A 22,729-nucleotide genomic window follows, 5' to 3' on the forward strand; every position below is an offset into this window, starting at 1 on the left:
CCCCAGCCCGGATGCCCACCCCCTGCCCCGGCCCCCGGACGCCGACGGCTCCGGACAGACCGACGGCCCTGACGTCGGGGGGTCGTGCGTCAGGGCCGCCGGGGTCGAGGTGCGCCGTCCAGGGCGCCTGGCCTCAGATCGAGAGGCCCTTGCCGCGCAGCCAGCTCATCGGGTCGATACCCGTGCCGTCCGCGGTGTGGATCTCCAGGTGGAGGTGGGGGCCGGTCACGTTGCCGGTGGCACCGACGCGGCCGATGGTCTCGCCGGTGGTGACCTTCTGCCCGGCGGTGACGTCCATCGAGGACTGGTGGCAGTACCAGACCTCCGTGCCGTCGTCGAGCTCCAGGACCGTGCGGTAGCCGTACGAGCCGGACCAGCCCGCCGACTTCACCGTGCCGCCGTGCACGGCCTTGACCGGCGTGCCGGTCGGAGCCGCGAAGTCCAGCCCGGTGTGGTGGCCGGAGGACCACATCGAACCGGCCTGCCCGAAGGTCGAGGTGATCGTGTACGAGGAGGTCGGGACGGCGTAGCTGGCGGCGAGCTTGGCGAGGCGCTCGGCCTCCGCCTTCTTCTTCGCCGCTTCCTCCGCCGCCTTCTTCTTCGCGGCGGCTTCGGCCTCGGCGTCGCTCTGCTGCTTGGCCGCCTGGGCCGCGGCCTCTTCCGCCGCCGCCTTCTCCTCGGCCGCCTTGGCCTCGGCAGCGGCTCCGGCCTGCTGCTGCTCGGCCTGCTGGAGGATGCGGGCGCGCAGCGCCTCGCCCGCGTCGGTGGCGCCCTGCTCGGCCTCGGCGGCGGTGATGCCCGCCGTGGTGAGCGGGGACGACGCGGCGACCGTCTCGTGGTCGGCGTCGGAGTCGCCGGACATGAAGGCACCCACGCCGGGTAGGGACTTGGCGTCGGGGAGGTTGTCCGCGATGGAATCGGGAAGAGAGATGGAGACCGGCGGCTTGCTCTGCGCCGTGGCCATGCCACCCGCGCCGACGGCCGCGATGACGCCGACGCCGAGGACGGTGGAGCTACGGGCGAGACCGCGCTGCTTGGCTACGCGATGCCGGCCGCGTACGGGACGGATGGACTCCTCGGTGGGGTTCCATTCCTCCCATGTCCTGTCCTCATCACCGAAGCCTCCGGTCCTGAAGGATGACGGGGCCTCGGGGGCAGGCTGATTGGACGCCACGTGGGCGCACTCCTTTCCTTCCTTCTCGCCTACCGGGTTAGCTGACGGGTTCGGAGCAGGAAGGTCTCCTACGGGCCCCTTCGTCCCTTGCGGGACACAGGTGCCCGATTCACCCCATGTAGGTGGTTCCCCGGTTCCCTTGCGGAATTCGGCGCTGCGCACGGTGCCGTCTCTTGCGACGGCGGGTACAACCGCGCTGCGTTATCGAACGTTAATAGACACCCGGGTCCGATTCCAAGCTGTTCCAACAGATCGTTCACGACTCTGGCCTGGACTTTCAGGGGTCAAACGGTCCCAAACGGGCGAGTTGAGCGCCCCTCATCCAGCCGCCATTTTCTGACGTTGCGTCAAATGTTATGCGGAGCGAGGTCTTTCGACTACCGACTGTCGCCACGGTCAGTCACTGTCCCTCCCCACGATCTTCACCGTCGTCCGCCGCTCCTGCTGCCCCCGCGAAGGGCGGCCGACCGCGAGGAGCGCCAAGTCGTCCGTCGACCGGCCACCGGTGTGCAGGCGTACGTCGTCGGTGAGCGCGGACAGCAGTTCCTCGGGCCCCGGGAAGAGCCGGCCGCGCAGCCGGGCCGCCGGGTCGTAGAAGACCCCCTTCTCGTCCCGTGCCTCGGAGAGGCCGTCGGTGAACGCCAGGAAGGTCGAACCGGCGGGCAGCGCCCACTCGTCCGAGCGGTCCGGCCACGCGCCCAGCCCCATCCCGAGCGGCAGGGCGGGCTCCGTCGGCGCCAGCACGTCGAGCGCCCCGTCGGCGTGCAGGACGATCGGCTCCGGATGGCCGCGGTTGATGACCCGCAGGGTGTCCGAACCGGCAGGGATCTCCGCGAGGACGGCGGTGACGAACCCCTCCATGGAGTCGAGCCCGCCCCGCCGCGTGGTCTCCCGGGCCAGCGCCCGCTCCAGCCGCTGGACCACGCCCTCCAGCGACAGCTCCTGTTCGGCGGCCTCCCGGAACGCCCCGATCACGACGGCCACGGCCGACACCGCGTCCAGCCCCTTGCCCCGTACGTCCCCCACCACCAGCCTCACCCCGTAGGGCGTGTCCGCGACCGCGAAGAGGTCCCCGCCGACGAACTCGTCCGCCTGGGCGGCCTCGTACCGTGCCGCGACCTGCAGCCCGCCGATCCGCGGGTCCGGCACCGGGAGCACCGCGCGCATCGCGGTCTCCGCGATGACCCTGGCCGAGGCCAACTGCTCGTTACCGCGTCGCACGACCCGGTTGATGACGAGGGACAGGGCGACGACGGTGAGCAGCGTGAGCAGGTCGGTGACCGGCACGACCCTGAAGAGCACGCCGTCCGAGACCCGGATGGCGAACACGACGAGGAGCGTGGCGACCCCGATGCGGACGGTGCCGGCGAGCGAGAAGAACGGGGCGGCCATCAGCGAGGCGGCGGCGAAGAGCGGCACGGCGCTGACCTCGGCCGGGGTCCAGACGTCGACGGCCACCCCGACACAGACCATCAGCGCGGGCAGCGCACGCACGAGCCGCCGGGAACGGGAGTTCCCGGCAACGCCCCGTCGCCGCCCGTCCCGCTTCCCCACGTGTGCACTCCCGCCCGGTCCACCCACGGCTGCGGACGGTACCGCGCCGCACCCGGTCCGCCCGGAGCCGCGCCGAGCGGCGGCTCGTCATCGGCCGAAGGGAGGAACGCCGGAGCCCCGCCTTCCGGGGGTCAGCCGGAGAGCCGGTGCTGCGCGTGGATCGTCAGTGCATCCCGTACGAAGACGGCAGTTCCGTCCCCGTAGCGATCGTAGTTCCTCCCGAAGCGGGGATCGGCGACATACATCTCCCCGAGTCCGGTCACGTACGCGCGCGTGATCTCCGTGGTCACCGACAGCCAGGCGCAGTGCCGCCGGGCGATGTCCTGCACCTGCTCGCTGCCGGGCTCGAGGCCCGCGGCCCTCGCCTCGCCGTAGTCCCGGGCGATGGCCTCGTGCGCGCCCTGGAAGCGGACGCGTTCCTCCTCGCCCAGCCCGCTCCACCACCGGCTGCCCCGCTCGTAGGCCTCCCGGCCCCAGCGCTCGGTGACCTCCTGCTCGTACTCCGTGTGATCGAAGCCGTCCAGCACTTCCCCGGCCATGAGTTCCTCCCCTTGCGCGGTCCTGTGGAGAGTGGTCCGCACCGAGGCGATCTGCCGCCCGATGCGCTCCCGCTCCTGCTCCAGCAGGCGCAGATGCGTCCGGAGCGCCGCTGAGGTGTCCCGCTGCCCCTCCAGCACGTCCTTGATCGCGGGCAGCGGGAGACCGAGCTCCCGCAGCAGCAGGATGCGCTGGAGCCGGACCAGCGCGCCCTGGTCGTAGTAGCGGTAGCCGTTGGCTCCTGTGCGGCTCGGCGCCAGGAGACCGATGTCTCCGTAGTGCCGGAGCGTCCGGCTCGTGGTGCCGGCTCGCCTGGCGATTTCCTGGATGGACCACTCCATGCCGGAAACGCTAGGTCTTTCCGTAGCGTCAAGGTCAAGCCCGGTGTCGGCGGCCACGGGACGGCATACGACAGAGGCCCGGATCCTTGGAAGGATCCGGGCCTCTGTCTTTCAGTAGCGGGGACAGGATTTGAACCTGCGACCTCTGGGTTATGAGCCCAGCGAGCTACCGAGCTGCTCCACCCCGCGTCGTTGTGATTGCAACTCTACGCCATCCGGGAGGGCGCCTCGACCACTTTTCGCCGCCGCCTCACCGCCGGCCCCTCGTCACCCACGGCGCGAACTATCCAACACCCGCCGTGGAGAGGGAGGTTGCCAGGTATGACGACATGCGCAAGGGTGCTGCCGCACCCCCCGATCTTGTGTTCCGCCTGTCTGGAGGGCCTCCCGTCATGTCCACACCGCACAGACCTGCCCCGATGTCCCCGGCCGCGCCGTCGCCTCTGCGCGTGTCCCTCGTCAGCGGACTGGCCGGGGCCGTGTTCGGCTCGGTGATCAGCGCCGCCGTCAACTACCTGGTCATCGGTGTGCCCGACAGCGCCTCGACCAACGCGCTGAACCACGGGATATCGGGCCTGTTCAGCGGATTCGCCGCCGGCTTCATCGGACTCATGGTGCATCTGCGCGGGAACCCGGCGGAACCGGTTCCGGCGGCTCCGGCGGGATTCGTTCCGGCGGCTCCGGAGGGCGACGTTCCCGCGGCTCCGGAGGGCGACGTCCCGGCCGTGCGTCAGGGATGAACCACCGCCGTGCCGAAGGCTCCGGCGACCGGGGCCGGGGGCACGGCCCCGCGATTGCGCGGTCACCGGAGCGGCGGGACGCTGGATGGGCAAGCTTTTCGGTGTTCGGTCCCGTCTGCGCGGCATCCCCGGTGCCGGCGTCGGCCCAGCAGCCTCACCCGATGTGATGGAGCCCAGGGGAGGCCGGGCGCAACGCGCTAGGAGACGACCATGGACGGCACCCTCCTCGAAACGATGCGAACCGCGCTGCGTGGCCCCGTCATCGGCCCGGACGACCCCGCGTACGGGCAGGCCCGGACGGTCTACAACGCCATGATCGACAAGAAACCGGCCGCCGTGGTCAGGTGCCACGACACCGCGGACGTCATGGCCGCCGTCGACTTCGTCCGTGAGAACGGCCTGGACGTGGCCGTCCGCGGCGGCGGGCACAGCGGCCCCGGCCTCTGTCTCGCCGACGACGCCGTCACGATCGACCTCTCGCCCATGCGCGGCGTCCGGGTCGACCCGGCGGTCCAGACCGCCCAGGCCGACGGCGGGGCGACTCTCGGCGACTTCGACCACGCCACCCACGCGTTCGGACTCGCCACCCCGGCGGGGATCATGTCCACCACGGGCATCGGCGGGCTCACGCTCGGCGGCGGCCACGGCTACCTCACCCGCAGGTACGGCCTCACGGTGGACAATCTGGTCTCCGCCGACGTGGTCCTCGCGGACGGCAGCTTCGTCGCCACGAACCCGAGCGAGAACCCCGACCTGTTCTGGGCGCTGCGCGGCGGTGGCGGAAACTTCGGCATCGTCACGTCCTTCGACTTCGAGCTGCACCCCGTGGACACGGTGGGGGCCGGTGTCACCGTGTGGCCGCTGGAGCTCTTCCCCGACGTGCTGCGCTGGTACCGGGACTTCCTGCCGCAGGCACCCGACGACCTGTACGGCTTCTTCGCCTCGCTGTCCGTCCCGCCCGCCCCGCCCTTCCCCGAGGAGATCCACGGGCAGAAGATGTGCGGGGTCGTCTGGTCCTCGACCGCGGCACCGGCCGCTCTCGGGGAGACCCTCACCGTGGTGAACGAACCGGGCCCGCCCGCATTCCACTTCACGGCGGAGATGCCCTACCCCGCCCTCCAGGCCATGTTCGACGAGCTGATCCCGGCCGGTCTCCAGTGGTACTGGCGCGGGGACTTCTTCGACCGGATCACCGACGACGCCGTCGACGTGCACGCGGCCTTCGCGGAGAACCGGCCCACCGACCTGTCGACCATGCACCTCTACCCGGTCGACGGGGTCGCGGGCCGGGTCGGCCCCGACGACACCGCCTGGGCGTACCGCGACGCCGTCTGGTCCGGTGTGATCGGCGGCATCGACCCCGACCCCGCCAACGCGGCGGCGATACGGGAGTGGGCCGTCGGCTACTGGGAGGCGCTGCACCCGTACTCCATGGGCGGCGCCTACGTTAACTTCCTCGGCGCGGGCGAGTCCCAGGACCGGGTCCGGGGCACCTACCGCGGCCATTACGACCGGCTCGCCGAGGTCAAGCGGGCCTACGACCCGCACAACCTCTTCCACGCAAACCAGAACATCGAGCCCGCGTCGCCGCACTGACCGTCACGCCGGACTCGCAATACCGGGGGAAAGCCGTGCCGGGAGGGTTACAGTCTGCACATGCACCGCACGATGATCCGGACGCCCCCGGAGCGGCGCGGCACCGGTGGCGGCACCTCGTAGCCCTGCCGGTCGGGACCGGTCCGGCATTCTTCACCGCAGCGGCTGGGTCACGGGGCTCTCGACACACCTACGTACAGGGGACACCTGACATGACCGACATGCCTGCCCGCACGATCCAGCGGCGCTCCGACAGCACTGCCATCGACACGGGCACCACGGACCCGCTGCCCACGCCCCAGTACGCGGGCCTGTTCATCGAGCCCGACCTGCCGCCGCTCGCCGACGAACCCGAATGACGGCGCGGGCGGTGACCGATCCGAGTGACCGCCCGGGCACATGGTCGTTGGGAGACCATGCGCATCCCTTTCGGCGTGATCGTCCTCTCAGTGGTCCTGCTGATCGCCGCGTTCGTCTCGAACATCCCGTCCGAGGCCGAGACCGAGGCGGCCTGCCGGCGAGCACTCGACAACACGTCGACGTGGACCACCCGGCCGGACATCTGCGTGGACGTGCCCCCGGAGACCTACCGGACGTTCCTCCTGATGTACGAGCTGCGGGAGGAGGGCCTGGACTGAGGGGGTGTCCCGTGAGGACTGCCACCCCCACGTCCGCCCCTGGCAGGCGGCCCGGGGCGGACGTACGGAGTGGCTCACGCGGAGCTGCGCCCTGAGCGGGCGGGCTCTCCAGGAGGTCCGGACCGTCGTCAGCCCTGCTGCTCCTTCCACTCCGCCTGGGCCTCGTCGAGGTCCTCGGCGAACGTGTCCAGGAAGTCCTCGGCGCTCATCTTGCCGAGCATGACCTTCTGGAAGCCCGATTCGCTGTCGGCCTTGGACAGGGTGTTCCAGTCCGGCAGGTAGTAGGGCAGCTGGACGATCTCGGTGTCGCCGGAGAACAGTGCCTCGGCTCCGAGCCTGGTCGTCTCGGCCTTGTCGAGCCACGGGTCCTGGGCGGCCTCCTTGTTGGCCGGGATCAGGCCCGCGGACTCGCTGAACTTCGAGTTCGAGGCGTGGGAGGCGGCGAACTCGATGAACTTCCAGGCCGCCGCCTTGTGCTCGGACGACTTGAGCAGGCCGAGGCCCGACACCGGGTTGGAGACCATCACCCGGGTGCCGTCGGCCAGTTCGGGCTGCGGTATCCCGCGGAACTTGCCGGCCCCGAGCGAGCTCACGTGGTCCTGGTAGGAGCCCAGGTTGTGGTTGAGCATGGCGATGGAGCCGGAGTCGAACTGGGCGACCATCTTGGTGAAGTCGTTGTTGAGGTCGGCCTCCGGAGTGGCCTTCCCGTACAGGCCGACGTACTTCTCCAGGGCCGCGACGTTCTTCGGGTCGTTGACCGTCGTCGTCGTCCCGGCCTCGTTCCAGAAGGAGTCGATGCCGGACTGTCCGTACATCGCGTCCAGCGCCTGGGCGATGGACCCCGGGCCGCCGCGGATGGTGTAGCCGAACTGGTTCTTCTTCTTGTCCGTCAGCTTCGCCGCGGCCTCGTAGAACTCGTCCCAGGTGTCCGGCTCGCCCAGTCCGGCCTTCTCGAACAGGTCCGTGCGGTAGTAGAGGACGCCGTTGGTGGCGGAGATCGGCACCGTGTACGTCTCGTCGCGGCCGGCCGCGCTCTTCACGTTCTCGAGCATCGCCTCGTTGAGCTTGCCCTTGAGCGTGCTGTCCGCGATCCGGTCGTCCAGCGGCTCCAGCGCGTCCTGCGCGGTGATCCCGGCGACCATCGCGGCGCCCACACCGCCGACGTCCGGCAGGCCGCCGCCCTGGATGGCGGTGTCGTACTTGGACTGCGCCTCGGTGGAGGCGATGCCCACGTACTGCACGTCGATGTCCGGGTTCGCCTTCTCGAAGTCGGCGATGATCTCCTTCCAGATCGCCGTGCGGACGCCCCCGTTCTCGTCCCAGAACACGATCTTCCCGGTGCCCGATCCTTCGGCACCCTTCGCACCGGTCATGCCGCTGCCGTCGTCGCCGCAGGCGGTGGCGGTGAGCGCCAGGGCCGAGACCAGGGATATCGCGGCGGCGAGGCGGCTGTTGCGGGGCTTGATCATGGTCGGCTCTCTTCTCTGAGTGCGTACGGCGGGGCGCCGGACGCCAAGGGCGTCGCAGCGTGCAACCGTGCGGAACGGGGGCTCCGGAGGAGGGAAAGCGCTTGCAGTCGAGCAGGATGCCCCACAGGGGAAGCGTGGGATCCGGGAGTCCTGCCGAGCGGGAAGGGGCCGGCGGGCCGGGGCGTCTCCGGGCTCCGCCCGCACGCCCCGCCGATGCTCCGAGGAGCCCTTCAGCGTCTCCCGCGGCGCCGGGGGCGGCGGGTAAGGGGGTTCGGGGCTGACTGCATACGGCGCTCGGCTCTCATATCGCGTCTCATATATGACATACGAAGGGCAACGCGAAGAACGTAAGTCGGCCCACTCCCAGGGTCAATGCCCGTGCAGGGACAAGTTCTCGGCCCCCGGAAACGCCGAAGCGCCCCGCCGGGGACGAACCGGACGGGGCGCTTCCTCGGGCCGGGGTCAGGCTTCGACCGCGACCTTGTCCGCCGTGGCGGTACCGGACCTGCCGTCGCCGCCGCCCGGACGGACGAGGCCCGGGATGAACGCGGCGACCGCGGCGGCGAGCAGGGCGACTCCGCAGCCGATCGTCAGGCCGACCCGGAAGCCGTCCTCGGAGGCCAGCGAGAAGCCGCCGAGGTTGATGGTCATCTGCGCCAGCACCACACCGATGACGGCCGACCCGATGGTCGTACCGAGCGAGCGCATCAGGGTGTTGAAGCCGTTGGCCGCAGCGGTCTCCGAGAGCGGGACCGAGCTCATGATCAGGGCGGGCATCGCACCGTAGGCGAGGCCGACACCGCTGTTGATGACGATGCCGACGATCATCAGACCCCAGGCGGAACCCATGAGGAACAGGGAGATGCCGTACCCCGCGGAGATCACGAGGGCCCCGAGGACGAGGGCGATCTTGGGACCGCGGGCGTTGATCAGCTTCCCGCCGAGCGGGGAGACGATCATCATCATCACGCCACCGGGCGCCATCCACAGGCCCGCGGCCAGCATCGACTGCCCGAGGCCGTAACCCGTCGCCTCGGGGAACTGCAGCAGCTGCGGCGCGATCAGCATGAAGGAGTACATGCCGACGCCGACCAGGATCGACGAGACGTTGGTCAGCAGCACGCGCGGACGGGCGGTGGTGCGCAGGTCGACGAGCGGGTCACGGGTGCGCAGCTCGTAGAACCCCCACGAGCCGAGGGCCACGACCGCCACGGCGAACAGGCCCAGCGTGGTGCCCGATCCCCAGCCCCAGTCGGCGCCCTTGGAGATCGCCAGGAGCAGGGAGACCAGACCGATGGCGAGCCCGACCGCACCGGGCGCGTCGAAGCGCTGTCCCTTGGCGCCGGCCGGGACGTCGGGGATGAAGGTGAAGATGAGTACGGCGATCATCAGGGCGAGGGCCGCGGAACCCCAGAACAGCACGCGCCAGCTGGTGTATTCGGCGACGGCGGCGGAGATCGGCAGACCGAGCGCACCGCCGATGCCCATGGAGGCGCTGACGAGGGCGATCGAGCCGCTGAGCTTCTCGGTGGGGACCACGTCACGCAGGAGGGCGATTCCCAGCGGCACCATGCCCATGCCCATGCCCTGGAGGCCACGGCCCACGATCATCGGCACCACCGTGGAGGACAGCGCACAGACCACGGACCCGATGATCAGCGGGACCGAGCAGGCCAGCAGCATCCGGCGCTTGCCGAGGAGGTCGCCGAGCCGCCCGGTGACGGGCACGCACACGCCCGCGACCAGGAGGGTGACGGTGACCACCCAGGCCGCGTTGGACGACGAGGTGTCCAGGATCCGCGGCAGCTCGGCGATGAGCGGGGTCACCAGCGTCTGCATGATCGCTGCGACGGTGCCGGCCAGTGCCAGCGTCGTGATCACACCGCCGGCGCGGGCTGTGGGCTGGGGGGCGTCCATATCGCGGGTCCTCGGCTATCTGTCGGTGGCAGACTTGGCATCGTACATGCCTATTGCATCATGCACACAATGTGGCTCATGCACTTCCGTGTAAACATACGATGAAGTCAGCACGCACGACGACACACCGGCCTCGCCCGGCAGGAAGCAGGAGGTGCCCGAGCATGGACAGGGCAACGCAAGAGGTCGAGTACGAGCAGATGCTCCTCAGCCGTCACGGGCTGCTGACCCATCGGAAGGGGCGGCGCAAGGACGGTCTCCTGGAACGCAGCGCGTACGTCCTGCTCAGCCGCATCCGCGTCCAGGGCCCGATGTCCGTCGGCGAGCTCAGCGAGGCCTTCGACCTCGACGTCTCCACCCTCAACCGGCAGACCGCCGCGGTCATGCGGGCCGGCTTCGTGGAGCGCATCCCCGATCCGGACGGGGGCATGGCCCGCAAGTTCCGCATCACCGAGGAGGGCACCAGGACCCTCGACGCCGAGCGCGAGGGCATGGTCAGCTCCCTGCAGCGGGTCATGGCCGACTGGCCCGACGAGGACGTCTCCGCCTTCGCCGCCTACCTGCGGCGCTTCAACACCGACATCGAACGTATCGGCGGCCGCCCCTGGCCGCGTCCCTGAGGCCCGGGGGCCAGGCCCCCCCCCTGGGACCGGGCACGAGCCCGGCCCGGTCCCGTGCCCGGTCCCGCGCAGGCGGCCGAATCGCCACGCCTGCCGGGTGACGGGCCCCGAGGACACGCGTTCCGTCGTCACCGGGTGGAGGCATCCGTGCTCAGGTTGGCTCCCACCCAGCCGCCACAGCGCGAGGCGATCGATGAACGAGGAACACGGCCGGGGCCGAGGTCCCGTCGGCCCCGGAGACGGACCCACCGCCCCGGCACCCCGGAGGGCGGGCTCGGCCGCCCGCCCGTCCACGGACCCCCGGCCCGGCATCGCCGGCCTGCTGCGCGACGGCCCCCCGGCCGGCCCGACCCGCCCGGGATTCTGGCGCAGCCCGCTGCGGGGCCCCTGGCTGACCTCGGTGTTCGGCGCCCTCCTGCTGGTCGGCATCCCGCTGATGTTCGTCACCGGGCTGCTCTCCTACGCCGCGTACAACCCGGACCTCGGGGGCAACGACAAGACGCCGGACCGGGGATGGCTGGGCTTCTACCTCTTCTCCTGGCCGACCGATCCGCACTGGCTGTACCGGCTGACCCAGGGCGTGCACGTCACGCTCGGCATCGTGCTGATCCCGGTGCTGCTCGCCAAGCTGTGGTCGGTCGTCCCCCGCCTCTTCACCTGGCCTCCGGTGAAGTCGGTCAGCCACGCCCTGGAGCGCCTCTCCGTGCTCCTCCTGGTGGGCGGCGTGCTGTTCGAGTTCGCGACCGGCCTGCTCAACGTCCAGCTCGACTACCTCTTCCCCGGCTCCTTCTACACCCTGCACTTCTACGGGGCGTGGGTCTTCATCGGGGCCTTCGTCGTCCATGTGGTCCTCCGCATCCCCTTCATGCTCCGCACGCTGCGCGGCGGCGGCCTCCGCGCGGAGCCGCGCGGGCCGGCCACGGGCCCCGCCGGCGGCTCCACGGCCCGGCAGCCCGACCCGACCCGCCTCACCGCCCCGGAGCCCGCCGCGCCCACGATCTCCCGGCGGGGCGCCCTCGGCATGGTGGGCGCGGGCTCGCTGGTCCTGCTCGCCATGACGGCGGGCCAGAGCATCGGCGGCTCCTGGCGCGCCACCGCGCTGCTCGCCCCGCGCGGCCAGGACCCGGGCCCCGGCCCGAACGGCTTCCAGGTCAACAAGACCGCGGCAGGCGTCGGCATCCGCGCCCAGGACGTCGGCCCCGCCTGGCGTCTGGTCGTACGCGGACGGGGCGGCCGGGAGCGGGTCCTCACCCGTGCCCAGGTGCTGGCGCTGCCCCAGCACGGCGCGGCGCTCCCCATCGCCTGCGTCGAGGGCTGGTCCACCGAGGACCAGCGGTGGAGCGGCGTACGCCTGCGCGACCTGGCCGCCCTGGTCGGCTTCCCGGACGACGCCCCGGACGTGTTCGTCGCGTCCGCCCAGCGCAGCGGTTCCTTCCGCTCCACCACTCTGCGCGCCAACCAGGTCCGCGACGCGCGCTCGCTGCTCGCCCTCAAGGTGAACGGAGCCGACCTCTCCCCCGACCACGGCTATCCGGCGCGGGTCATCGTCCCCGCCAACCCGGGTGTGCACAACACCAAGTGGGTCACCACACTCGTCTTCGGAGACCCCGCATGAAGCTCGCTGCCCGCTACGGGGCCTCGCCCCTGCACCTGCTGCTCGTCCTGGCCTCGTTCGCCCTGGCCGGATACGCCGGCATCCGGCTCCTGGACGGCCAGGAGCCCTGGATGGTCGTCGTCTGGTTCGTCGGAGCGGCCCTCCTCCACGACCTGGTCCTCCTGCCGCTGTACACGGTCACCGACCGCGCCGCGCAGACCCTGCTCGGCAGCCGCCGCGGACCCGACGCCGAAGGGGGCGGACGGGGCGGGCGGGGCGGGCCTCCGGGCTGGATCAACTACGTCCGGGTGCCGTTCTTCCTCTCCGGACTGCTGTTCCTGACGTACTTCCCGCTCATCCTGGAGCGAGGAGGCCGGTTCACCGCCTACACCACGCTCCCCGACGACGTCTTCCTCGGCCGCTGGCTGCTGGTCTCGGCCGTGCTGTTCGGACTCTCCGCCTGCGCACTCCTGTTCGCCATGTTCCGCTCCCGGCCGGCCCGCCGGCGGGCCGGAGCCGGGGGGGGGGGGGGGCCCCCCCCCCGGGGGGGGCCCCCCCCCCCCCCCCCCCCCCCCCCCCCCCCCCCCCGGGGGGGGGGGGGGGCCGCGGCGGTGTTGTCCGCCCTCCCCGCCGGCCCACTCGTGTCCCCATTTTGCCCCCCCCGCCCGCCCCGCGGGGGGGCGGGCGCGGGGGGGGCCCCGCCCCCCCGCCCGGCCCGCCCCCCGCCCGCACGGCCGAATGCCCGCCTCCCGGTACGTGGAGGCGGGCATTCGGCTGTCAGGGCCTGACGGTTCGGGCGCTCCCGGCCGTCAGCCCTTGTCGATGGTCAGCGTGATCGCCGCGCGGATCGCCGTGTAGGGCATCGACACCTCGGTGCCGATCAGGTCGGCCGTGAGGTCGGCGCTGTAGTCGTCGAAGGGGAGCAGGACGACCTCGTCCTTCCCGTCACCGTCGAGGTCGGCCACGAAGTGCTCGCGCGCGCCGTTCGCGGAGAATCCGCTGTCGGCCCCCGGGTAGTCCACGCCGTTGGTCAGCACCGCCGGGTCGTAGAGGCTCACGAACTGGGTACCGCTGCGGACCAGGACGCGGGCACCGTCGGGGCCCGTGGCGAAGGAGGTGCTGCGGACCTCGCCGAGCGCGCGGGGCTTGCGGTCCAGGCCGTCGGCGGCGTAGCTGCGGAGCGAGGCGAGGCCGCCCTCGACCAGGCCTTCGGGTCCGGTGGTCCAGTTGGCGAGGGTGGCGAAGCCGCCCGCCTTGGCCTCGTGCAGCAGCTTGCCGGTGCGGCCGTCACGGATCTGGACCATGTTGGTCAGCTGGTTCGGCGGCGCCTGTTCGGCGTTGCCTCGGACCACGTAGGTGAAGACCACCGCGTGGCCGTCGGCGTAGGGGATGCCGGACGAGGCGTACGTGCCGGCCCGCATCGGGATGCCGAGCACGGAACCCTGGCTGGTGTCGGGTGCCTTCGGCGTGAACGACCAGGCGGCCTTACCGTTCTTGCCCTTCAGCGCGACCCCGCCCACGATGGCGGACGATTTCACGTCGGCACCGCGGGTCTGGTACTGGGCGTAGACCTTGCCGTCGGCCGCGGACAGGTCGGCGAACGCCGGGGTCCCGGTCTCGGCCGGAACCGCGTACTCCCACTTCAGGGAGCCGTCGCCCTCGTAAGCGCGCACCTTGTCGGTCGCCACGGCCACCTCGGCGGCGCCGTCGCCGTCGAGGTCGGACGCGACGACGTTGCGCACGTACTCACCCTCGCCGGCGTCGATGACGGTGAGGACCTTGCCGGTGCGGGCGTCCACGATCGCGGCCGCCGTGCTGGCGGCGACGATCAGCTCGTCGCGGCCGTCGCCGGTGGTGTCGGCCTTGATGACCTGGACGACCCGGCCGGGCAGCTTCGCCGTCCACAGGCGCTCGGGCCTGCCCGCGACGGTCGACGGGCCGTCGTAGGCGAACAGCGCGCTGGAGGATCCGCCCAGGACGACGTCGTCCTTCTTGTCGCGGTTGATGTCCGTGGTGACGCCGGTGAAGGGGACGCCCTCCAGGGGCTGGCTGTCCACCTGCTTGCCGTTGCCGAGCTTGTAGACGTGGACGTTCTGGTCGGTGTCGACGGTGCGCACCCGCCAGGCGCCGTCCTTCTCGAAGGGCTCGGCCTTCATCATCGACGCGACGATGCCGCGCTTCTCCCACTTCACCGCACCCTTGGCGCCGGAGAGCACCGTGATCCGGGCGTAGTGGGACGCGTTGCTGTTCTCGGCGGTGGTGCTGTCCTGGTCGTCCGTGGAGGAGACGACGATCCGGCCGTCGACCGCCCGCAGGCCCCAGGCGGCGCCGACGTCGTTGCTCTCCGTGGACCGCTTCACGGTGCGGGCCCACAGCAGGTCGGCACCGTCGCCGTCCAGCGCCCGGACGCTGTTGCTGTTCATCTCGAGGTTGCCGTCGAGGGTGGACTCGCTGACCGTGTACTCCGGCTTCGCGTCGCCCTGGATGTCACCGATCTCCAGCGCGAGCGGGAGCGCGTTGGTCCGCTCGGAGAGGCCGGTGCGGTCACCGTCGCCGGGGGCGTACGAGGAGATCTCGTACTTCACGCCCTCGTTGGCGTCCGACTGCTCCAGTGCCACGATCCGGTCGCGCGCGGCGTCCAGTCGCAACTGACGCACGTAGAGGCGGCCGGTCTTGGTCCACTTGACGCTGCCGTCCTTGGTGTCGATCACCAGGGTGTGGCCGCTGGGCGTGGAGTCGGCGGTGTAGTTGCGGCCCTGGTTCCAGGAGGCGGCGAGCATTCCGCCGCCGATCGGCTCCAGCGACCCCCACTGGACGCCGGTGTAGGTGCCGACGTCGTACGTCCAGGTCTTCGCCGCGGTGAGCTTGCCGTCGGCGTAGCGGAAGCGGATGCCGTTCAGCGTGGTGCTGGAGCCGGCCGGGGAGTTGAGGTTGAAGTACGCCGAGTCCGCGACCACCAGGGTCTTGCCGACCAGCTTGATGTTGTAGGCGGCGGCGTACAGCTTCGACCACAGGGTCTTGCCGGTGGAGCCGTCGAGGACCGTGACGAAGGTCCCGTTGGGAAGTGAGGAGCCCGGCGAGGTGAACGGGCGGTACGGGAGCACACCCACCTTGGCGGTGAAGACGATGTCGTCGACGCCGTCGCCGGTCAGGTCCCCGGTGGTCACACCGTCGTCCGAGGTCATGGAGAACGGGCTGATCGCGTTGAAGCCCATCACGACCGCGGCCGGGTACGGCTCCGACGCGCCCCGAGTGGGCGTGATCTGCCAGTCCGTGTCCAGGGAAGTCGAGTCGCGCGACCACAGCTGCTTGCCGTCGGCACCGACGCGCTGGATCGGGCTGAGCGAGTTGACGGAGAAGTAGTCGCCCTTCGAGCCGCCGACCGGGAAGGTGGCGGCCATGCCCTGGGCGCCCTCGATCCCGGACTTCTTGGTCAGCTTCCACTTGCCGGCGGCCTTGGTGGAGGCACCGCTGCCGGCCGTGGAGCCGTCCCCGTCCGACGAGGAGGCGGCGTCCTCGGCGGCCTCCCGGGTGTCGGGGGCACGCCCGTCGCCGTAGACGTCGGGCATGACCTGGCGGGCCAGCGCGTCAGCCTGGCCCTCGGTGAGCTTCAGGAGGCCGTTGTCGTCGGCGTGGACCGCCGGGGAGACGGTCATCGCGAGCCCGGAGGCGATCAGTACGGAGGCGAGGCGCAGGCCCCGCCGTCGGATGCTTCTCATCAGGCGCCCTTCGGGGTGAAGCGGATGGCGGTGTCGTCGCTCAGGACGGTCTCGTCGAAGGAGTGGCCGAGGCCGTCGGTGCCGGCCTGGTTCTCGATGCCGGTGGTCGCCGAGCCGCCCCGCTGGAGCACGCTGCTGCCGGCGCCCTTGTACTGCAGGGTGACCGCGCCCGTGGCCTCCTCGAAGACAGCTTCGAAGGAGATCCGCAGCGAGGTGTCGGAGGCGAAGGCCGCCTTGTTCCAGACGATCGCGAACGTCCGGGAGCCGGCCTTGCCGCGGACGGCCGTCTTGACGCTGGAGCTCCTGTCCAGGACCAGGTCGTCCCAGAAGGCGGCGACGACGCCGTTGGGCTGGGCGGCCGCGGGCAGTGCGGTGTTGGTGAAGTCGCCGAGGCGCGGCTGGAGGAAGTTGACCAGGCCGTTGGTGGTGACGGAGGCACTGGTGTACTTCACGCCGTAGTACGTCACCGGGAACGGCAGGATGACCGTCTCGGCGTCCTCGTCCCCGGTCAGGGCGGTGGTCGTGGAGCCCTTGACCCAGGAGGAGGTGACGGGGGCGCAGGAGTAGGTGCCGCCGGCGTCGGTGCGGTTCGGCAGCTTCACCTCGGCCGTCTCGGCTCCGTCGACCGCGAGCGCGCCGTTGTAGGTGCCGTTGCACATCAGCGGCGCGGCGGGCGTGACGCGCAGTGTGTACGCGCCCTCGGCGACCTTCGGCAGGGTGAACGTGCCGTTCGCCGCCGTGGTGACCGCGGTGACCGGGGTACCGGGCAGGGAGACGGTGGCCTTCCCGAGCGGCTTGCCCGTGACGTCGAGGACCGTGCCGGTCACCGCGTGCGAGGTGACCGGTGCGAGCGTGAGGTCCTGCGTCAGCGGTTCACCCGTGGTCAGCTCGACGCCGGAGACCGTCCCGGTCACGTAGCCGTAGGCGCTGAGCGAGAAGGTGTACGTGCCCGGGGGGAGGGACAGCTGGTAGGAGCCGTCGGAACCGGTGGCCACCGAGCGGGTCGCGGGGCCGTTCGCGGCCTTCACGGTGACGCCCGCCAGCGCGGCGCCGGTCGCCTCGTCGGTGACCTTGCCGGCCACGGTCACGGCGGTGTGCGGGGCCTTGTCGACGGAGGCGAGGATGTCGAGCTTGCCCTGGCCCCACACGTTGTTCATGCCCGCGGTACCACCGCAGTGGGTGTCGTCGACGTCCGTCGCGCCCTGGTCGAGCAGGGCGCGGGTGGCATCGATGTCACCGATGAGCGAGGGGGCGGCCGACCACAGCAGGGCCACCGCGCCCGCGACGTGCGGGGTCGCCATCGACGTACCGGAGATGGTGTTGTACGACGAGCCCGGCCATGTGGAGCGCACGTCGACGCCCGGTGCCGAGATGTTCGGCTTCGCCGAACCGTCGACCGGTGAGGGGCCGAAGCCGGAGAACGACGCGATCTCACCGTCGGCGTCGTACGCGCCCACCCCGTACGCGGGCGCCTGTGCGCCGGGGGCCTCGGTGGTGCCGCAGGTCGTGCCGTTGCCCTTGTTGCCGGCCGCGAACGCCTCGAAGATGCCCGCGGAGTTCCAGGCCTCGACGATGTCCTGGTAGAACGTCGTCGCGCCGCCGCCCCAGGAGTTGTTCACGATGTTCGGCGCGAGGTCGGGGCGGGGGTTCGCCCCGGTCCCGTCGGTCGGCGCGAGGATCCACTGACCGGACTTGAGGAGGTACTCGTCCGAGCACTCGTCCGACTCGCAGCCCTTCGCGGCGATCCAGGTCGCGTTCGGCGCGACACCGACGCCGCCCTTGCCGGCCATGGTTCCCATGGTGTGGGTGCCGTGGCCGTTGTTGTCGCACGGGGTGCCGTCCGCGGCGCACTCGCCGGTCGGGTCGTAGAAGTTGTAGTCGTGCGTGAAGGTGCCGTCACCGTTGTTGCCACGGTAGTTCGCGACCAGGTCCGGGTGGTCGTACTGCACACCCGAGTCGACGCTGGCGATGACGATGCCCTCGCCGCGTGCGTCGTACCGGTCCCACACCTGGTCGGCCTTGATGTCCTTGACGCCCCACTCGGGAGTGCCGTCCTCATCGGCCGAGGCGGCGGGCGTCGCGGCCTTCGTCGCGGCCTCGATCCTGCTGTCGGCGGCCTGGACGTCCTCGAGTGCGTAGTGCTGCTGCTTGACGATCCTGGCGACGTCCGAGCGCTTCGCCAGCTCGTTCACCAGCTGCTCGTCACCGGTGACCTGGACCGTGTTGGCGATCCAGTAGTCCTGGTGGCCCACCTTCCCCTTGTCGAGGAAGGCGGTGAGCGAACGCTGGCCCTTGTCCGCGGTGGCGCGCAGTTCCTTGTACGCCGCCTTCGCGGCCTCCGCGTGCGAGGACTTGCGCTTGGCCGCCGTCAGGTCGGCCTGGTCCTTCAGCACGACGAAGAACGACGTGTCCTTGCCGCTGTCCACGGCCTTCCGGAGGGACGGGTCCACCTTCGCGGACACCGTCGGGGAGTCGGCGGCAACGGCCGCGGGCAGTGGACCGGTCAACAGGGCGGTCGCCGCGGTCAGCGAGGCCGCCGCCCATATGGCGCGTCTGCGCCGGGACGGTCGGGGCAGGGGCATCGGGGCACTCCTCCAGGGAAGGGACGGGCGCCCGAACGCTATGAAACCGCCGTTACTGAGCCATTACAGCCCCCGTGACCTGCGCTTCGGCCTCCAGTCACTGCTTGGGCCCGCCGCAGGACGTTCCACCGTCGCGCACAGCCCCCGGACCAGGCGAAAGGTGCGCCGCCTGGAGCCATGGGGTTCTTCTACTCGGAGAAGTGGAACGGAGCCCGGATCGCGCACCCATGATCGGGGCGCCGTGACGACCACCATCGGCCTTTCGGGCCGCCAGTAGTCCGGCAGCGCTCACTCATCAGGCCCGGAACGGCGGTGAACCCCAGCTCTCATGCGCCCTGAGCTGGGGTTCAGTGGTAGGCCGTGTGGGACTCGAACCCACAACCAACGGATTAAAAGTCCGCTGCTCTGACCAATTGAGCTAACGGCCCCTGATCGATCTCCCCACGAGCATAGCCCCACCGGGCCCGGCAGCCGATCGGGTATCGGGTGCCGGGCCCTGTCGTACCCGGAGCGGGGCGGGTCAGTCCGTGGTCTCGTGCGCGCTCGTGGCCGTGTCCGCCCGGGCGCCCGGTTTCAGGAACCAGTGACGGGCGGAGACCAGCCACCAGACGGCGGCGAAGCCGAGCACCACCAGGACGGCCAGGGGCGCGTAGTTGAAGCTCTCCCAGGTGACCGGCGAGACCTGCGGCAGCATGAAGAGCACCGTGATCACCCCGACCCAGGCCACGGCGACGACGCCGACGGGCCGGGACCAGCGGCCCAGGTGCCACGGCCCCCGGACGAAGTCGTCGCCCCGCACCAGCCTGAGCAGCGTGGGGATGACGTAGGCGATGTAGAGGCCGATGACGGCGATGGACGTCACGGCGGCGTACGCGGTGACGTTGATCAGGTAGGGGAGGCCGAGCGCGAGGGCGCCGAGCGCCGCCAGCCAGACCGCCGCGACGGGTGTGCGGGTGCGGGGGCTGACCGTGTGCCAGACGCGGGAGAAGGGCAGCGCCCCGTCGCGCGAGAAGGCGTAGATCATGCGGCTGTTCGCGGTCACGGACGCCATCCCGCAGAAGAGCTGGGCACCGATCACGACGAGCAGCAGGAGCTTGCCGGTGGTGGCGCCGAGCGCGTCCAGGAGGATCTGCGCGGGAGGGGCCCCGGTCGCGGAGTTCAGGGCGCCGTCGTAGGACTGGATGGCGAAGGTGAAGCCCAGCAGGAGCACGAAACCGGCGATCCAGGACGTCCAGATGGACTGCACGATGCCGCGCGGGCCCGCCACAGCCGCGTCGTGGGTCTCCTCCGTCATGTGGGCGGAGGCGTCGTAGCCGGTGAAGGTGTACTGCGCCATCAGCAGGCCGATCATGACGACGTAGAAGCCGCTGCCCCAGCCGGTGTTGTTGACGAACTCGGTGAAGACGTACGACGCCGACTGGTGCGAGTCCGGCACGAAGGTCAGCGCGCCCACGATGACGGCGACCCCGACGACGTGCCACCACACGCTGACGTTGTTGAGGACGGCGACGATGCCGACGCCGAAGGTGTTCAGCAGGCCGTGCAGGACGAGGATCGCCGCGAAGAGCAGGATCGTGCGGCCCGGTGTGACCTCGAAGCCGAACTGGAGGTTCAGGTAGGCCCCGAGGAAGGACGCCGCGCCGAAGTCGATGCCGGCGGTGACGGCGACCTGGCCGAGCACGTTGAACCAGCCGGCGAACCAGGCCCACGCCGCGGCCGAGCGGGGCGGGGCGAGGCGGTGGGCCCAGAAGTACAGCCCCGCGGACGTGGGGTACGCCGAGCAGATCTCCGCCATCGCCAGGCCGACGAACAGGGTCATCAGCCCGACGCCGACCCAGCCCCAGGTGATGACCGCGGGCCCGCCGGTGTTCATCCCGAACAGGTACAGCGTCAGACAGCCGGAGAGCACCGAGATGATCGTGAACGAGACCGCGTAGTTGGAGAAGGCGGACATCCGGCGCGCGAGGACCTGGGTGTAGCCGAGCTCGGCCAGCCGTTCCTCGTCGGAGGTGGGTGAACCCATGCGTGGCGCGGGCGATTCTTTTGTCATGCCCCCAGCGATTCCCTCGCCGGGGGCATGACATGCGCCCTCGCGTCGGCCGGTACGGCGGCCGTGGGCGGGGCCGTCGGTGACCGGTGACTCCCGCACACCGTACGGCCCTTCGCGATTCCCTGGTCAGCTGATCCGGGTGTAGTTCTTCCAGCTCGTCGACGCGAGCTTCCTCGGCGTCTTGAATCCGCCGCTGTGGTCGGCGTTGTAGAGGTACACGGCCCCGGCGGGCGTGCGGGCCAGGATGTCCTGGCGTCCGTCGTGGTCCATGTCACCGCTCGCCACGATGGCGTTGAACTGGTTCCAGCCGCCGCTGATCCTCGTACGGAGCGGGAACGCCCGCCTCGGGTCGCCGCGGTACATCCACAGCACACCCTCCTTGTCGCGGGCGACCAGGTCCGAGTAGCCGTCGCCGGTGAGGTCGCCGCGGCCCGTCAGCGCCGTGTACTGGTTCCAGCCGCTGCTGATCCGGGTGCGCGCGGCGAGCTTGCCGTCGCTCGTGCCCCTGAAGAGCCACAGCACGCCCTCCTTGTCCCGGCCGACGACGTCGTTGCGCCCGTCGCCGGAGAAGTCACGCACGGCGGCCAGCAGGTTGTAACTGTTCCAGCCGGTGCCCAGGCTCACCCGGCGCCCGAAGTCGGCGGGCTCCATCTCGGTGCTGGGGATCCGGTAGAGGGTGCCGCCCGTCGTACGCGCCAGCAGATCGCCGAAGCCGTCGCCGTTCATGTCCCCGGCCTGGAGGAACGACTCGTACCCGTAGCCGTCGAACGATCCGACGCTGTCAGGGGTGCAGTGCGCGAGCTTGCGGTCGATCAGCGTCGTACAGAAGTCGATCAGGCCGTTCGTCTGGCCGGCCAGCACGCTGCCACCGGAGCGGTAGTCGCTGTCGGTGTCCCTGGTCCACTCGTCGATGAGCTGCCGGTAGGAGTCGACACGGGTGTAGAGCCGCACCCCGCCCCGGACGCAGCCGGTCGCCCCGGTCGCCGACACGGCGATGAGCTTGCCGCCCGCCACCAGCGCGCCGCCCGCGTCGCCGAAGCACTGGTCCGCCTCCGCCACCGCGGGGGCGCCGGGGGCGGGCACGGTGCACAGCGTCCCGGTCGGCAGGAAGCGGCCGAGCAGCGAGGCGCACTCGGCCTTGGACCTCAGCGTGACCTGCTCGCTGTGGCGTACCCGCGGCGCGTCGTCGGCGTCGAGCCCCGCCCAGGAGTGGAAGACGGCCGTCGCCCCGGGCGCCCGGAGCTTCGCGTCCGACGCCGAGGCCAGAGCGGGCTTCCCGCTGCCGGACGGGGTCCGGCGGGTGGTGACCGTGAGGGCCGCGCGGCGGCTCGACGCGTCGTACTGCGGATGGCTGCGGTACAGAGTGCCGTTGCCGCCCCCGCTGAGCCCGCCCGTCTTCAGGTCGTACTCCCAGGAGAAGTCCGGCTCGTCCATGCCCGTGACGCAGTCCGGGGTGGCGAGCGTCTTCGTCAGGGACAGCACGATGCCGGTGCAGGCGCGGTGGGCTCCGCTCGCGGCGTCGTCGAAGTACAGCGGGATGACCCAGGACGGTACGGACGCCGTCGCCGCCCGGGCGGTCGGCGCCCCACTCGTCGGCGCGGGTACGGAGGCGGCGGTCACCGCCGCCGTCGGCACCGCCTGCGCGCCGGGGATCACACCCACGGTGGCGGCGAGAACGGCCAAAGACGTCAGAGCGGTACGGCCGCGCGTGAAGCGAGCCATGAGAGTCCCTCCCCAGGGTTCGAATGGCCAGGGGAGACCGCGGCGCCACGCGCCGCCGACTCGAGAAAGAGTGAACCAGCCCCCCTGGCCGTACCCCCTGTGCCTGCGGCGGATCCTACCGTCGGCCCCATCCGCCCCGGTAGGCACTTTCGAACCCGTTCGAACCAGGTCCGGGAAGGCGGAAGGGCCCGCACGCCACCTGTTCGGTGTCGTACGGGCCCTTCCGGTCGTTCGGTGGGACCTGGTTCAGCTCAGATCAGCCGTTGCGCTTCCAGCGCGGCTTGTCGTCGCGGCGGCCGAAGGTGCCGGTGCCGGTACCCGTGCCGGTGCCACCGCGGTGGTCGTCACGGCGGCCGGTCGGACGGTCACCGCCGCCGGAGCGGAAGCCACCGGACGGACGGTCGTCACGACGGTCGCGGTTGAACGGACGGTCGCTGCCGCCGGAGCGGAAGCCGCCCGAGGGACGGTCGTCACGA

General features: G+C 71.1%; 16 protein-coding genes, 2 tRNA genes and 1 riboswitch. Of the genes, 6 read left to right on the top strand and 12 right to left on the bottom strand.

The window, feature by feature from the left end; genetic code table 11:
* Positions 1-133: 133 nt before the first annotated feature.
* The 4 genes from ACIRJR_RS35250 to ACIRJR_RS35265 all read right to left on the bottom strand — a co-directional run bounded on the left by ACIRJR_RS35250 (position 134) and on the right by ACIRJR_RS35265 (position 3,795).
* Complete coding sequence (locus tag ACIRJR_RS35250) at positions 134-1,174, bottom strand: M23 family metallopeptidase (RefSeq protein ID WP_403788544.1); 1,041 nt, start codon at positions 1,172-1,174, stop codon at positions 134-136.
* A gap of 11 nt (positions 1,175-1,185) precedes the next feature.
* A riboswitch (cyclic di-AMP (ydaO/yuaA leader) is annotated at positions 1,186-1,338 on the bottom strand.
* A gap of 232 nt (positions 1,339-1,570) precedes the next feature.
* The gene (locus ACIRJR_RS35255) at positions 1,571-2,728 is read right to left on the bottom strand and encodes a PP2C family protein-serine/threonine phosphatase (protein ID WP_403788546.1); all 1,158 of its coding nucleotides are present in this window, start codon (positions 2,726-2,728) and stop codon (positions 1,571-1,573) included.
* Between the two features lie 131 nt (positions 2,729-2,859).
* Complete coding sequence (locus ACIRJR_RS35260; RefSeq protein ID WP_403788548.1) at positions 2,860-3,606, bottom strand: MerR family transcriptional regulator; 747 nt, start codon at positions 3,604-3,606, stop codon at positions 2,860-2,862.
* 115 nt (positions 3,607-3,721) lie between these two features.
* Positions 3,722-3,795: transfer RNA gene (locus tag ACIRJR_RS35265), tRNA-Met, on the bottom strand.
* 260 nt (positions 3,796-4,055) lie between these two features.
* Here ACIRJR_RS35265 and ACIRJR_RS35270 point away from each other — a divergent pair.
* The 4 genes from ACIRJR_RS35270 to ACIRJR_RS35285 all read left to right on the top strand — a co-directional run bounded on the left by ACIRJR_RS35270 (position 4,056) and on the right by ACIRJR_RS35285 (position 6,580).
* Positions 4,056-4,346, top strand: a complete 291-nt coding sequence (locus ACIRJR_RS35270) for a hypothetical protein (RefSeq protein WP_403788550.1) — start codon at positions 4,056-4,058, stop codon at positions 4,344-4,346.
* 210 nt (positions 4,347-4,556) lie between these two features.
* Positions 4,557-5,942, top strand: a complete 1,386-nt coding sequence (locus ACIRJR_RS35275) for an FAD-binding oxidoreductase (protein WP_403788552.1) — start codon at positions 4,557-4,559, stop codon at positions 5,940-5,942.
* A 212-nt stretch (positions 5,943-6,154) separates the two neighbouring features.
* The gene (locus ACIRJR_RS35280) at positions 6,155-6,301 is read left to right on the top strand and encodes a hypothetical protein (RefSeq protein WP_403788554.1); all 147 of its coding nucleotides are present in this window, start codon (positions 6,155-6,157) and stop codon (positions 6,299-6,301) included.
* Positions 6,302-6,358: 57 nt separating this feature from the next.
* Entirely contained in the window at positions 6,359-6,580 is a 222-nt protein-coding gene (locus ACIRJR_RS35285; RefSeq protein WP_403788556.1) for a hypothetical protein, read from the top strand.
* A 128-nt stretch (positions 6,581-6,708) separates the two neighbouring features.
* Here the strand turns inward: ACIRJR_RS35285 and ACIRJR_RS35290 are convergent, their stop codons facing one another.
* Positions 6,709-8,049: an ABC transporter substrate-binding protein gene (locus tag ACIRJR_RS35290; RefSeq protein WP_403788558.1), complete on the bottom strand. Its 1,341-nt coding sequence runs from the start codon at positions 8,047-8,049 to the stop codon at positions 6,709-6,711.
* A 462-nt stretch (positions 8,050-8,511) separates the two neighbouring features.
* Complete coding sequence (locus tag ACIRJR_RS35295) at positions 8,512-9,966, bottom strand: MFS transporter (RefSeq protein WP_403788560.1); 1,455 nt, start codon at positions 9,964-9,966, stop codon at positions 8,512-8,514.
* Positions 9,967-10,130: 164 nt separating this feature from the next.
* Between ACIRJR_RS35295 and ACIRJR_RS35300 the strand changes: the two genes are divergently transcribed.
* Positions 10,131-10,586, top strand: coding sequence for a MarR family winged helix-turn-helix transcriptional regulator (locus tag ACIRJR_RS35300; RefSeq protein WP_403788562.1), 456 nt, complete (start codon positions 10,131-10,133; stop codon positions 10,584-10,586).
* A gap of 193 nt (positions 10,587-10,779) precedes the next feature.
* Positions 10,780-12,201, top strand: coding sequence for a molybdopterin-dependent oxidoreductase (locus ACIRJR_RS35305; RefSeq protein ID WP_403788564.1), 1,422 nt, complete (start codon positions 10,780-10,782; stop codon positions 12,199-12,201).
* Positions 12,202-12,989: 788 nt separating this feature from the next.
* Here the strand turns inward: ACIRJR_RS35305 and ACIRJR_RS35310 are convergent.
* The 6 genes from ACIRJR_RS35310 to ACIRJR_RS35335 form a co-directional block, all read right to left on the bottom strand.
* Positions 12,990-15,899, bottom strand: coding sequence for an FG-GAP repeat domain-containing protein (locus ACIRJR_RS35310; protein ID WP_403788566.1), 2,910 nt, complete (start codon positions 15,897-15,899; stop codon positions 12,990-12,992).
* Positions 15,899-18,481: a S8 family serine peptidase gene (locus ACIRJR_RS35315; RefSeq protein WP_403788568.1), complete on the bottom strand. Its 2,583-nt coding sequence runs from the start codon at positions 18,479-18,481 to the stop codon at positions 15,899-15,901. Before ACIRJR_RS35315 ends, ACIRJR_RS35310 begins: the two co-directional genes overlap by 1 nt.
* Positions 18,482-18,832: 351 nt before the next feature.
* Positions 18,833-18,909 (bottom strand) — tRNA-Lys (locus ACIRJR_RS35320).
* A 92-nt stretch (positions 18,910-19,001) separates the two neighbouring features.
* Entirely contained in the window at positions 19,002-20,504 is a 1,503-nt protein-coding gene (locus ACIRJR_RS35325) for an amino acid permease (RefSeq protein WP_403788570.1), read from the bottom strand.
* A 153-nt stretch (positions 20,505-20,657) separates the two neighbouring features.
* Positions 20,658-22,253 (bottom strand): FG-GAP-like repeat-containing protein, encoded by a 1,596-nt coding sequence (locus ACIRJR_RS35330; RefSeq protein ID WP_403788572.1) that lies wholly within the window; start codon positions 22,251-22,253, stop codon positions 20,658-20,660.
* 256 nt (positions 22,254-22,509) lie between these two features.
* Positions 22,510-22,729, bottom strand: a 220-nt coding sequence (locus tag ACIRJR_RS35335; protein ID WP_403788574.1) for a hypothetical protein, incomplete at its 5' end; no start/stop codon positions are given.

Origin of the sequence: Streptomyces sp. NPDC102402 (assembly GCF_044765765.1) — a bacterium.
In the GTDB taxonomy this organism is placed as follows: Bacteria; Actinomycetota; Actinomycetes; order Streptomycetales; family Streptomycetaceae; genus Streptomyces.